Annotated in this window: 7 protein-coding genes; 1 reads left to right on the top strand and 6 read right to left on the bottom strand. The window is 38.1% G+C overall.

Annotation, left to right across the window (positions count from 1 at the left end):
• Positions 1-236: 236 nt before the first annotated feature.
• The 3 genes from BN6556_RS08410 to BN6556_RS08400 form a co-directional block, all read right to left on the bottom strand.
• Positions 237-3,389: an alpha-mannosidase gene (locus BN6556_RS08410; protein ID WP_066189690.1), complete on the bottom strand. Its 3,153-nt coding sequence runs from the start codon at positions 3,387-3,389 to the stop codon at positions 237-239.
• A 9-nt stretch (positions 3,390-3,398) separates the two neighbouring features.
• Entirely contained in the window at positions 3,399-5,657 is a 2,259-nt protein-coding gene (locus BN6556_RS08405; RefSeq protein ID WP_066189687.1) for a glycoside hydrolase family 3 N-terminal domain-containing protein, read from the bottom strand.
• A gap of 156 nt (positions 5,658-5,813) precedes the next feature.
• Positions 5,814-7,427, bottom strand: coding sequence for an extracellular solute-binding protein (locus BN6556_RS08400; RefSeq protein ID WP_235817477.1), 1,614 nt, complete (start codon positions 7,425-7,427; stop codon positions 5,814-5,816).
• Between the two features lie 751 nt (positions 7,428-8,178).
• On the opposite strand from BN6556_RS08400, the gene BN6556_RS08395 reads away from it, so the two are divergent.
• Complete coding sequence (locus BN6556_RS08395; RefSeq protein WP_066189685.1) at positions 8,179-9,150, top strand: tetratricopeptide repeat protein; 972 nt, start codon at positions 8,179-8,181, stop codon at positions 9,148-9,150.
• A gap of 122 nt (positions 9,151-9,272) precedes the next feature.
• On the opposite strand, the gene BN6556_RS08390 is transcribed toward BN6556_RS08395, so the two are convergent.
• The 3 genes from BN6556_RS08390 to BN6556_RS08380 are packed head-to-tail and all read right to left on the bottom strand — an operon-like array spanning position 9,273 to position 13,201.
• Positions 9,273-11,060 (bottom strand): L-fucose isomerase, encoded by a 1,788-nt coding sequence (locus BN6556_RS08390; RefSeq protein ID WP_066189684.1) that lies wholly within the window; start codon positions 11,058-11,060, stop codon positions 9,273-9,275.
• A gap of 13 nt (positions 11,061-11,073) precedes the next feature.
• Complete coding sequence (locus BN6556_RS08385) at positions 11,074-12,549, bottom strand: rhamnulokinase (RefSeq protein ID WP_066189682.1); 1,476 nt, start codon at positions 12,547-12,549, stop codon at positions 11,074-11,076.
• Position 12,550: 1 nt separating this feature from the next.
• Positions 12,551-13,201, bottom strand: coding sequence for a class II aldolase/adducin family protein (locus BN6556_RS08380; protein WP_066189680.1), 651 nt, complete (start codon positions 13,199-13,201; stop codon positions 12,551-12,553).
• Between the last annotated feature and the right edge of the window lie 124 nt (positions 13,202-13,325).

Below are 13,325 nucleotides of genomic sequence, written 5' to 3'. Positions count from 1 at the left end.
CCTTCTGACTTTGTTGATTTAACCGAATATGAAAAGCCAAAAACTATACTATTTTCCTATTTTTTTAATCTGAACAAGCAACACAGAAAAAAATAACCCCATATACCCATTTAAAGAAAGAGTATAAACACGACGAGGTTATTTGAGCAATATATATTTTTTTGATGGAAACATTAGCTGAACTATATGAATACTATGTTATTTTAAATTTACCGCTACCTTATGCTTTCCAATAATTAATCAAATTTTGCATTTATTTCTCTTCCATTTTTAGTGACACAGAACGTGGTAACTTCGTAAGGTTTGGATTTCATTTCTAAGTCATTAACTTTTCGAGGATCGTTAATAGGTTTTTCAAGCAAATTTGTTTCATAACAGATTAGTTTATCCTTTAGTTTAAGCTCCATTATTGTCTCACTTCCTTCTGCTTCATACAACCTCATAATAATACCTTTTCCATTTTCAGCTAATTTTATGGTATCTAGTATAGTACTCTTGCTTTCCATACTAATAAATGAATGAGAAGGTGGAAGCTTACCTTTTTGTTTATCCGTCTGAATAATAGAATCATTTGTATTAAGTTCATGTCCTTTACGTACTGTATGCGCATTTCTCCAATCACCGATGTGTGGATATAATGAATACACAAATTCGTGTTTCTCTATATCAGCACTTTCATCTGGCCATTTCGGTGCACGTAAAAGTGATAAACGAATATTTTTCCCTTTTATGTCGTATCCGTACTTACTATCATTCATTAAGCTAACTCCATAATTCCCTTCTGATAGATCCGCCCACTTCTGCGCACACACTTCGAATTGCGCTTGTTCCCAAGATGTATTATTATGTGTCGGGCGTTGGATCGTCCCAAACGGAATTTCATATGTTGCATGAGCAGATAATATATTTACAGGAAAGGCTACCTTTAATAGCTTATGTTTTTCTTTCCAATCAACTTCCGTATGAAAATCAATTAACTTCGAAGTGTGATGAAAAATAATTTTTTGTGTAATTATTGATTGGTTAGCTTTCCATTGAAAAGAAAGCTCATCGGTTACAGTACCTGAATAGATAACTTTTGCCTCAATTAATTCCATTACATCTAATTGCTGTGATTCAAATTCCGGGTCCACATCCCAGGCATCCCAATTTGTTGGTAGATCATCGAATAGCTGTAACTCATTTGCTAGTTGCCCTGTCTCCACCACTTCTCTATCAGCTTCTTTATCGTATAACCTTGTAATAAACCCTTTATCATTAAATAGAACTTTATAATAAACCGTTTCCCATTCTTTCATAAACGTTTTCGATGCTACTAAATGATTGGTATTTGAATCTGTAAGCCATACGGTTTTATATCCAAATTGTGGAACATTAGAAATCACTACTTGCATTTCAAATTCTGTATCATTGAGCTTGATATAATCAGCTTGATAAGGTTCTCCTTTCTGGTTTACTACCGTCTTATTTAGTAACTCTTTCCCCCCTTTTAATATAAAAATTCGTTCTCGATCCCAACCAAGACTATTAAATACAACATAAGGCTTCCCAGATCCTTCCGTATGAATAGAAGAAACAATCTGGCTTAATGCTTGTTGTTGTAATTCCTGGCCTTCATGCAACACTTTTTCGTACTGCTTTCGCGATAATTGATAAACTGGTTCAATGGCAGTCCCAGGTACAATATCATGAAATTGATTTAACATAATTAATTTCCATAATTCATTTATTTTTTCTTTCGGATAGGCAACACCTAAATATAAATAACTGAAAGAATACCAAACCTCAAGGGTACGAAATAAATTCTCTACTAATCTGTTATATTTTTTCATTTTTGCATGGGTAGTGTAAGTACCACGATGCAACTCCAGATATAAATCACCATACCATGTTGGTAAATTTGGCCCTCTATCTTTCACATGGTCAAAAAAATCATGTACTTTACTGAACTTTACGTCTGGTAAACCTGGAAGTGACTCAGAACGCGCTAGAGATTCAATCATTTCACGAGTAACTCCACCTCCTCCATCACCATAGCCATACACTAACATTCGCTCATCATATACTTTCTTCTGATTAAAATTATTCCATGTTTCTTTAATGTCTTTCGGTGTTGTTTGCTGGCCTAAAATCGTGTGTAAATAAGACAGAATACTTGTACCATCGATTCCTTCCCAATAGAACAAATCATAAGGAAAACGGTTCGTATCATTCCAATTCAGTTTAGTAGTCATAAAATAATCAATCTCAGCCTTTTTTAACAGCTGGGGTAATGAAGCACAATAACCGAACGTATCAGGTAACCATTCTACCCTCGTTTTTTGTCCAAACTCCTCTTGAAAATATTTTTTACCAAAGAGTAACTGTCTAACTAGAGATTCTCCTGATGGTATATTTAGATCTGGTTCAACCCACATCCCACCGATAATTTCCATCCTGCCCGAAGATACTTGTTTTTTTACACGTTCAAATACTTTGGGATGATATTTCTTCACAAATTCAAATAATTGTGGTTGGCTTTGTGCATATTCAAAATCGGTATATTCATCTAACAATGTGCTGGCAGTAGAGAAAGTACGGGAGGCTTTACGAATCGTTTCCTTTAATGGCCACAGCCACGCAACATCAATATGTGATTGACCAATTGCTTTAATCGTGCCTTCTCGATAACCGGCTAATGATCCCAATACATTGCGTACCTTTTTATCTTGTTTTTCTATAAATGCTCCATCCATTAACTCCATATCTGTGATGATGCGAAATGCATCAGCAACTTCTGATAATGTACGGTATAGAACATTAGAACGAGAAGGTTCCTCTTTCAATAAATCCAAAGTAGAACAAGCAGTTTGTACCGTGAACAATAAATTTTGCACTTCTTTTCTTACTTTTACCACTTTGCTACTCTCTAAATAGAGTGGCGGTGGATCTGTTTCTGCACTAGCCACTTGATTAAATCCTCTCAAATGATCCTCTGGTATACCAACAGGATTAAATAATTCTAGCTCCATTTCTAATGACGTTTCATTGGATAGATAGGTCGGAAGTTTATAAAAGGAACGATTGCGATCAAACCCTTGTAATGGTTCTCCATTGATAGATAATAATGCCTCATAATGTGAAAGTTGACCACCTGGTCCTGCTACTTTAAAAGTAATGCCGACAAGTTCTCCATCGATAATAGTCGGGAGATCAATAGTCGCTTTTAAAAAAGCAGTTTCCCCTGAATTAATCAGATGATCGCCAATCGTTATCTTATTTTCTTTTATAAAAGAGTAAGTTGCTGCCTCTTCATAGATATATATTTTTGAATGCCAATTATTGATCGTAATTACATCAATATGTTGTAATTCTCTTAACTGTCTGATCAAACGATAAATTCTTTGCATAGTTATCCCTCATTCATTAATAATCAGTTCTTTTTCGATGAACCCTCTGGAAAAATCCCCCACCATCAGCAATACTTTACCTGCTTCTACTTCTTGCTTCATTTGTAAATTCCATACTGACAAATCCTCTTTTGTTAAAGTTAATGTGATTGTTTTGGTTTCGTTCACTCGAATCCAGCTTTTCTGAAAATCTTTTAATTCTAACATTCTTTGAGTAACAGATGATTCGATATCTTTTATATATAATTGCATCACAGCGTACCCATCGTAAGGTCCGTCATTCGTTACTTCAATCGGAAGTTCTACTACCTTACCTTTATTTAATGCCTCTCGTTTAATTAATAATTCTTGCTTTGAATCAAATTGATAATCAAAAGAAGAATAAGAAAGCCCATAGCCAAAACTGTACATCGCTTCTCCTAAACCATCATAGTAATCTTTTTTTCCACCGCTATCTTTATAGTTATAGTAAACGGGAAGCTGCCCTGAAGAATATGGAATAGAAATTGGCAATTTACCACTAGGGTTTATCTCCCCAAAAATAATTTCTGCTATTGCCTTACCGCCTTGTTGTCCAGGATACCAACCAATTAAAATAGCATCCAGAAAAGGTTCAATGTTCTTGATACTATGTGGACGCCCTTGGACAAGGACACCAATCATCGGGATGTTTAATTCTGCTAACTCTTGTACCAATTCCTCTTGGGCTCCACCTAATCGTAGATTTTCTACGTCAACATTCTCACCACTGTCCATTTGTGATTGGTCCATATTTATTACTGCACCATTTGTATGAAACGACATTCCAAATTCTCTAGCACTCGAACCGCCTAATGCTAAGATAAGCACATCTGATAAACTTGCTATTGCTTTCGCATGTTCAAAATCAGATTTGTCCTCTGATCGAATATCGCATCCCTTTGTATACAACACTTTACAATGATCATTGACAATAGAAGAAACTCCTTCTTTTATCGTCACAACAGCATCTTCCCGTTGCGGTGGTGTATAATCTCCAAGCATGTTATACACATGATCTGCATTGGGGCCAATAACAGCAATTGTTCGCTTATCTTTTGCTAATGGTAATAGATTTTGCTTATTTTTAAGAAGGGTAATCGATTCCCTAGCAATTTCCACGCTTAACTTCCTACCTTCCTCTCGGTTTACAATGGATGTAGTATCTTCTTGATAATCTGCAGAAAATAAACCCAAAAGGAATTTCACATATAGAATTCTTCTCACTGCCTTATCTACTGTTTCTTCTGCTATTTGTCCATCTTTCACTGCACATTCTATATTAGTATATATATCATCCCATAAACTTAAGTCTACACCTGCTTCTAGTGCATATTTCGCTGCTAAACCTATATTACCAGTAAGTTGAAGTAACCTCTCTAAAGCGACACCATCCGCCATTACGAAGCCTTGAAATCCAAGTTCATCTCTCAGAAGATTTGTTAATAAATATGGATTGGAATGGCAAGGAACACCATCAATTTCGTTATATGCTGCCATACATGCTAATGCTCCTGCCTCAATCCCTGCTTTCATTGGTGGAATATGTATTTCCCTTAATTCACGCTCACCAATTAAGGCTGGTCCGGCATTATGGCCACCAGTTGCAGAACCTTGAGCAGCAAAATGTTTTAACACTGCTAGAACTTTCGGGGCTTTTTTGCTATCCCCTTGCATCCCCTTTACTACTGCTTCCGTCATTTTAGATGATAAGTACGGATCTTCACTGAAACACTCTTCCGTTCTACCCCATCGCGGATCTCTTGCTATATCTAACGTTGACACCAGTCCAAGATGCACCCCTTTTTCCTGTAGTTCCTTTGCTACATAGTTTGATACTCTTTGTTGGAGTTTTGGATTCCACGAGGCACCGGAACCAATATGTGTTGGAAAGACAATACTATTCAATCCTTGATGGCCATGAGGACATTCTTCTGAAAATAATACCGGAATACCTAATCTTGTATGTTTTTTTAAATATCGTTGAATCATATTTGTTACATATTTACAATCTTCTAAAGGAATACCATTATCAAAATGAATACCTGACCATGGATCTGCTCGGAATAAACCATATAGTGCTCCAATCCCCTGGAATTCTTCAACATGTTTTTTAAATATATCTGTTAGTTCATATTTGTCCCCCTCTTTTTTGTATACTTGCCAGCCATATAGCTTTTGGTTTAATTGTCCTACTTTTTCTTTTAAAGTCATTAGACTTAGTAATTGATCAACCTGTTGTTCTATCAATCGGTCTCACCTCTTTTTCCACTCGATTTAATAGCTACTTTTTATTCATAGCAATTTGTTGTCTTATGTAAAATTTCTTCCAGCAAATTATGGTGTGTCAAAGACTTGTTATCATACTCGATGATATAAATAACAAGCCTTTGATTTCATTCCTTATTAGTTTTCTGCCCAACGATCGTATGCAGCTTGATAAATTTTTACATAACGATCAATATTCATGTTTTCGATTGTTTCTATATATTTATCCCAATTTGTTAATGGTTCTACTCCTGTGATAAACTTTGCTTCCATTTGTTCTACATAAGACTCTAAGTCCACTTCAATTGTGTTAATTTCTTCTTGCTCCTCCTCTGTTAGGTAAACTAATGGATACGCTGTTTCTGCATATGCATCTACTTTCGTTTTCGTTTCTTCCTCAATGAATAACTCAAAATCAGATCTTGGTGCGGTTTCTACTAAATCCACTAGCATTGGTGTATTAATAGCATATGCTGGTGTTAAAGAACCACGATAATCTTCACTACTATCGAATTCTTCAGGAACATCTTTAAAAACTCTTTGACCATCCTCGCCTTCTTCCCACAAGTAACCTTCTGGTCCTTGATCAAAGAAATCTCGCCCTTCTTGAGAATAGAGATAGTCAATCCATCGTATGGAAGCTTCAGGATAGTCATTGTTTTTGGTAATGGCAAAAGCCCCTCTACTAATTCCAGGATTTCCAGGTAAAACTATTTCCGGTGACACATCACTTGTCAAAGGATGAAACATCGGATTATTCATTGCTTCTTCTTCCGTTTGCCCTGTTGTAAAGAAAGAAAACCAATCAGGAAATAAACCTAATTTATTTTGCTGTCCTTTTGCCTTTTTCTGTTCATCCGCTTGTGAGAAGGTCTCGGGATCAAGTAATTTCTCGTCATACAATTTATTCATATACGTTATATATTCTTTATAATTCTCTGTGATTGGTGCATATCTAACTGTTCCATCAACTTCTTCAATTCCCCACTCTTTCATTCCAAAGGCGGCTAGCAACCATCTTCTTGTACTTTCCATTTTGACATCAATTAAAGGAATTTCATCAGCTTCACCATTGCCATTGGGATCTTCATCACGAAAACGCACTAACAACTCATATAACTCATCCGTCGTTTTTGGTAATTCCTCTACACCTAGTGCATCTAACCATTCACCGTTAAACCACATAGGACCCGCTGGCCACGCTGATGTAGGATGTTGATTGATAGCTGGTAATACATAAATATGTCCATCTGTCGTGGTGATTGACCTTTCTATTTCTGGATTTTCTTCCATCAATGCTTTAAGATTTGGAGCATATTCATCAATCAATTCTTCTAAAGGGATTAAAACACCCTGTTCACCATAATTAACTTCCATACTTGGTGTTAAGTCATCTGTTGAGGCACCGAATATAATGTCTGAAATATCTCCACTTGCAAATGCTAAATTCAATTTGGTTTGAAAATCACTTAATGGTGGCGTATCGTAATCAAAATTAATATTTGTTTTCTCTGAGTATTCTTGTAATGTAGGCATATCTTTCCATTCTGCGATACCGGTACCAGGAGCCATTAATGATAATGTTATTTCTTCATCTACAATTGGATAGCCCTCTTTATTTACCTCAACCGATTTGTTATCGCTATCATTTTCACCATCATTTTGATTTGCTGAGTCATCTGTATTACATGCTATTAAAATAATTAAAAGTACTGAAAACATTATTGATAACCAAAAATTTCTCTTCATCATTTAACCTCTCCCCTTATTTTTTCATAGATAACAACTTTTTTCATATCAACTCCTTAAACAGGACTAGCCTGTATAATCCTAAAATTAAACAATTAATGCCAATTGATCGTTCTATTCTTAGAAATAGCAATTGAAACAAGGGATTCTAATCTGCTTTTTAAATACTAAGAACATGTGATAACTAATTCTTACTTTATTGTTTAACTACAACAAAATTCAGTTTACCAGTAAATAATTTGCATCCCTCCTTTTCTATTTTTCAATTTATTAACTGTCCTCATCATAACGATAAAAGTAAGCGTTATCAATATGTTGTTTTTGTTTTAAATTGTCACTATTACTTTTACTTCAATACAAACCCACTAGTGATACCGCTTTCAAAAATTGTTGATATGTATTGTTTTACCTATATGTGAAATGTGTTATTAATATTTATTATCCTTCATCATAACTAGTCAGGCATGGTTTCCTTCAAAAGCCAATCATATGGATAATTAGTTTTTCATAAACCTAACTGTTGAAAAAAATAATGAAATTGATGATACCATAAAGTTTTTTAAAAAACAAATACTAATCAATCTAAATAATCTAAGTATGAAAGAAGCACTTGAAGATAATGAAGTGTACACTATGCTCACATTGATTCATTAATACTTTTATTGTATATAATACTTCCTTTTATATTTCATTTGTATTACAATATATATTGTTCTTTTGCAAATTAATTTCAATGCTTATCCAGGGGGAAAACATGAGACAAAAAACATTCATCTTAAGCACTTTATTACTTTTCATCATGACAGGCTGTAGTCTGCTTAGTTCAACGGATACTTCCTTTTCAAGGGAAGATTATGATAATTGGTATCAACAAGGAGAATTTGAAACTGCACTGGTCGATGTGAATGAACGATTGTCCGATTACCCAGAGGATGCTTATCTGCTCAATGAGAAAGGCTATATTTTAAATGAATTGGAACGCTATGAAGAAGCCCAAGAAACATTAGAAGAAGCGGTGGAGATTGATGACCAATCAGACAGCGCTTATACGAATCTAGCCTTATCGTTAAATGAGCTAGATGAGTATGAACAAGCAATTGTCGCTGCCCAAAAGGCGATTGATATTAGTGAAGATGAACCTGAGCAATTTATCAATATGGGCAATGCACATTCCATGTTAGAAAGAGATGAAAAAGCCTTAGAATACTACAACAAGGCGTTGGAAATAGATCCAACCGCACCTTATGCCTTGTACGGAAAAGGGGTATCCCTTTATTTCTTAGAAAGATATGAGGAAAGCATTCCTTTTCTAGAGGATTACTTACAAACATATCCAGAAGATATTGACGCACTTCGGTACCTTGTTTATTCCAATGACTTAGCGGAAAACTATGAGGGCACCATTCCCTATATTGAAAAACTGATTGAATTAGAACCTGAACGTGAAATAGACAATATGGACTATAAAGGATTAATGCTTACTTACGCAGGTAAATTGGAAGAGGCAGAGGCTTTTTATACCGATATGACCGAACAGTTTCCTGAAGAGGGTGTCGGATTCTATGGTCTGAGCGTGGCACTTATTCAACAAGGCAATACAGACGATGGTCTTGCAAATTTGGAAGAGGCGATTGCCTTAAATTCTGAGTTACGAGATGTTGCCTACAGTGATCCATTACTAGAACCGGTTTATGAAGATGAGACGTTTATTCAGTTGACGGAGTAACGCACACTAAAAAGTAGTACAGCCAAGCTTGGCTGTACTACTTTTTACTTTGCTACAACGTTCATTCTTGCAATAACTTATCATGATGCTGCCGCTTATATCCGTCTGGAATTATATTTTTTCTATTTATACAACGGCCCATACGTCTGACATGCCCGATAATCCGCTCCTTCTAAGTCATTCGTACCAAACATATTCCAAGCACTTGGACGGAAGATGGCTTCTTCCTGTACATTGTGCATATTCACTGGAATACGGAGCATGGAAGCAAGGGTAAGGAGATCGGCTCCAATATGACCATAGCTGACTGCACAATGATTGGCTCCCCAATTGTTCATCACGGAATACACATCACGAAATGCTCCTTCACCGGTTAGCCTAGGTACAAACCATGTGGTTGGCCATGTTGGATCAGTACGGTCATTTAATGTGGCATGCACCTTATCCGGCAGGTCAACGGTATATCCTTCTGCGAGCTGCAGCACTGGGCCTAATCCTTTGATTAAATTAACACGGGCAATCGTAACTGGCATTTCTCCCTTTGTTTTAAAATTACTGGAGAATCCCCCACCACGGAAATACTCCGTATTGGCTGGGCGCCACTCGGTTGCTTGCATGCATTTGTCTGCTTCCTCTTCTGTAATGTTCCAGAACGGCTTCATGACTGGCTGACCATCGACTTTTTGTTCACCGGTCCCGTCTAATGCCGCTGCACCTGAATTTAATAAATGAATAACCCCTTGCTCGGCATGTCCTGCTAAGCTATGATCGGTTACACGCTTCACTGCCTCAGGGCTCCAATACGTACGCACATCGGCAAAAATCTGTGCACGGTTGGTTAATAAATGACCAAACAGCATGGTGGCTGCATTTAAAGTGTCATTTTCAGTTGCTACCATATACGGTGCGCGAATACCATTCCAATCGAAGGAAGAGTTTAAGATTGCCTCCATAAAATCACCATTAGGAAAATGGTCAGTCCATTGCCTCTGCCCTTGGAAACCAGATGCGATAGCATGATGTCCCATTGCCTCTTCTTCAAAGCCCATCTCCGCAAGCTTTGGATTACCCTCCATCAAATCCCTGACGATCAAGGTCATTTTAATGTTCATTTGTAAATCGGCATCTTTTTGCTCGTCTGTACGTTTGTTTTCTTCCTGGTTAATATCTGATCCAAACACACCGTTTTGTTTTATCCAAGTATAGGCTTGGGCAAATTCCTCTTTATCATAAATCTCTTCCTCTACCCGGCGAGTTAATTCTGACATATCAACATATTCATTACGCATGCCTAAATATTCTTGGAAAAACTCTTCATTCACCATACTGCCAGCAATCCCCATCGACACCGAACCAATCGACAAGTATGATTTATCCTTCAACATAGCCACCGCTATCCCAGCACGTGCGAAACGGAGTAGCTTCTCTGTCACATCGGCAGGTATACTCTGATCCTCAATGTCTTGCACATCATGACCATATATACCAAAAGCAGGAATACCCTTCTGATTATGCGCCGCCAAAACAGCTGCTAAATAAACGGCTCCTGGGCGTTCGGTTCCATTAAAACCCCAGATGGCATTCGGTCGATTCGGGTTCATATCCATTGTTTCAGAACCATAACACCAGCAAGGAGTAACCGTAATGGTAACGCCAACATTTTCTTTATCAAATTTGGCTTTTGCCTGTGCAGCCTCCGCTACGCCTCCAATACAAGTATCAGCAATTACCGTCTGAATTGGCTCTCCATTGTTATAATGCAGATTGTCAGCTAGTAATTGCGCTACGGTTTTTGCCATGGTCATCGTTTTCTCTTCTAACGATTCCCGTACTCCCTTTCTTCTTCCATCAATTGTCGGACGAATTCCGATTTTCGGCATTTCTCCTATCCATCTGCTAGTTGCTGTCATTTTTCTTCCTCCTCTACGATTCTTCTATATATTGAGTAAAGCGTTGATACACCTGTTGCCATTCTGCTGAATCTTCGGGGTAATAATGTGTCACTGGAAAAGAATGCTGAATGACTTCTCGCGCTTCTTGCATATCAGCTATTTCCCCTAACGCTATCCATTGTGCGATCGCATTTCCAATAGAACTTGCTTCAATAGGTCCTGCCACCACTTCCCGCCCGGTGGCATTTGCGGTTAATTGACATAAGTGCTGATTACGAATGGCTCCACCTCCCATATGTATACGGTTCAATTTTTCTCTTGTAAGCTGTTCTAATCGCTGAATGACCCAATTGTATTTCAGAGCCAGACTTTCTAAAATGCAGCGGATCATCTCGCCTTGTGTTTCCGGGACCGGCTGAGCAGTCTCGCGACAAAAATGCTGGATTTCCTCCACCATATTATCTGGATTGAAAAATCGCGGATCATCCGGGTTAATCAACGAACGAAAGGGTGGTGCATCTATAAAACATCTATTTTCACGATCAAAATCAGTGACCGTTCCTTGTCTTTCCCACACCTTGCGACACTGCTGCAACAGCCACATGCCCATGTTGTTTTTCTGTAACCGCGCACCACCATCGATCGTCCCTTCATTGGTAAATCCCCATTGCATTGCTTTGATATCAGTAACAGCCTCAGCTATAGGTACGCCAATCAACACCCAGGTACCACAGCTCATAAAGACGGATGGGACATCTGCTAATGGTAGTGCGGCCAAAGCACTGGCTGTGTCATGTCCGGCTACATGGACGACCTTGATCGCATCCATCTGCAATTCCTGATTAATAGCTGGCAATGTCTCCCCAGCGATGGTCGCCGATTCGACTAATGGAGTCAGTATGTGGGTCGGAATATCTAGCTGTTCCAAGATGGAAGTCTCCCACTTCCTTCCTCTTATAGCAAGCATTTGCGTGGTTGAACTGATCGTAAACTCATTGTATTTCTCACCACTGAATAAATAAGACAATAAGCTCGGCGTCAGTAATAAGGTCTCGGCCTGTTCTAATAATGCTGGATGCTCTTTCTGGATCGCATACAATTGAAATAGGGTATTAATCGCCGCCGTCTCCACTCCGGTTAAACGAAATAATTCCTCTGAACTAATCCATTGTAACGCCTCTTCCATTGCCTGCTGATTACGAGGGTTTCGATAGCTGTATGGATTCATTAATAACTCTCCCGTTTCTGCAAGCAGGCCAAAGTCCACTCCCCATGTATCGATTCCCATACTTTCAATATTGGTATGCCCTTTTTGTAAACTAATTTGCATGGCTCTTTTCATCTCTGAGAAGATATGAAGAATATCCCAATAGTCATGGCCTGTTACATGAACAGGGTGATTATCAAACCGGTGTATCTCCTCCATATACATTTTTTCCCCGTTGAAGCTACTTAGCATCAGTCTTCCATTAGAAGCACCTATGTCAAATGCCCATATCTTCTTCATGTTATCCCTCATCCTTCAACAATTTGGCTCGATACTTTTCACTGGAAAGATTACGCAGGTCTTCGCACTCTTCCGTCGATAATAGTCGTGGCGTGCCCACTGTGCTTGAAATCGTGAAGACCTTAGCCGCTTCTTCTACTAATTGCATAAAAAAATAGGCTTCTTTGATCGATTTCCCTACGGTTAATACCCCATGATTCCGCATAACAATCACATCGGTTTCTTCCACCACATCTGCAACAGCATCTGCTAATACATGGGTGGTCGGAATCATATATTCTAAGTACCTTACTTGCTTAATCATGGCTGGAAAATCCGGAAACATACTCGGTATCTCCTGACCTGCAGAAGAAACCCCAACAGAATAACTAGGATGCGCATGTAAAACAGAATCAATATCTGGCCTTTTTCGAAAACATGCCAGATGCATGAGGATCTCTGAAGATGGCTTTAAATCACCATGTATCTCACCAGAATCAATGTGCACCTTCACCCATTGATCCTCACCAATTTCTTGTAGATCAAAGCCGCTTGGAGAAAGATACATGTATTCCCCTTCCCGCATACTTAAATTCCCTCCAGCCCCTACTACCAGTCCGGATTGTACAAGCTTCTTTGCGTATAAACCCAATTGTTCTCTTACATGGTTCATTTACATCCCCCTCCTTATTAATGCACGATACATTCGTTACCGGTAACATAAAATGAGACACCTTTCATCATGTTGAACGCAATGGATAAAACGGTTACAAAACCGATGAAAGGGGCGACGTTCC

Origin of the sequence: Gracilibacillus timonensis, assembly GCF_900086715.1 — a bacterium.
In the GTDB taxonomy this organism is placed as follows: Bacteria; Bacillota; Bacilli; order Bacillales; family Amphibacillaceae; genus Gracilibacillus; species Gracilibacillus timonensis.
The sequence above is the reverse complement of the archived record's forward strand: the minus strand, read 5'-3'. Positions and strand labels throughout refer to the sequence as shown.

What these genes read in the sequence shown, in the direction of transcription:
- BN6556_RS08380 (WP_066189680.1), bottom strand. Translation starts at nt 13,201, where the DNA reads ATGAACCATGTAAGAGAACAATTGGGTTTATACGCAAAGAAGCTTGTA.
- BN6556_RS08400 (WP_235817477.1), bottom strand. Translation starts at nt 7,427, where the DNA reads ATGATGAAGAGAAATTTTTGGTTATCAATAATGTTTTCAGTACTTTTA.
- BN6556_RS08410 (WP_066189690.1), bottom strand. Translation starts at nt 3,389, where the DNA reads ATGCAAAGAATTTATCGTTTGATCAGACAGTTAAGAGAATTACAACAT.
- BN6556_RS08385 (WP_066189682.1), bottom strand. Translation starts at nt 12,549, where the DNA reads ATGAAGAAGATATGGGCATTTGACATAGGTGCTTCTAATGGAAGACTG.
- BN6556_RS08395 (WP_066189685.1), top strand. Translation starts at nt 8,179, where the DNA reads ATGAGACAAAAAACATTCATCTTAAGCACTTTATTACTTTTCATCATG.
- BN6556_RS08390 (WP_066189684.1), bottom strand. Translation starts at nt 11,060, where the DNA reads ATGACAGCAACTAGCAGATGGATAGGAGAAATGCCGAAAATCGGAATT.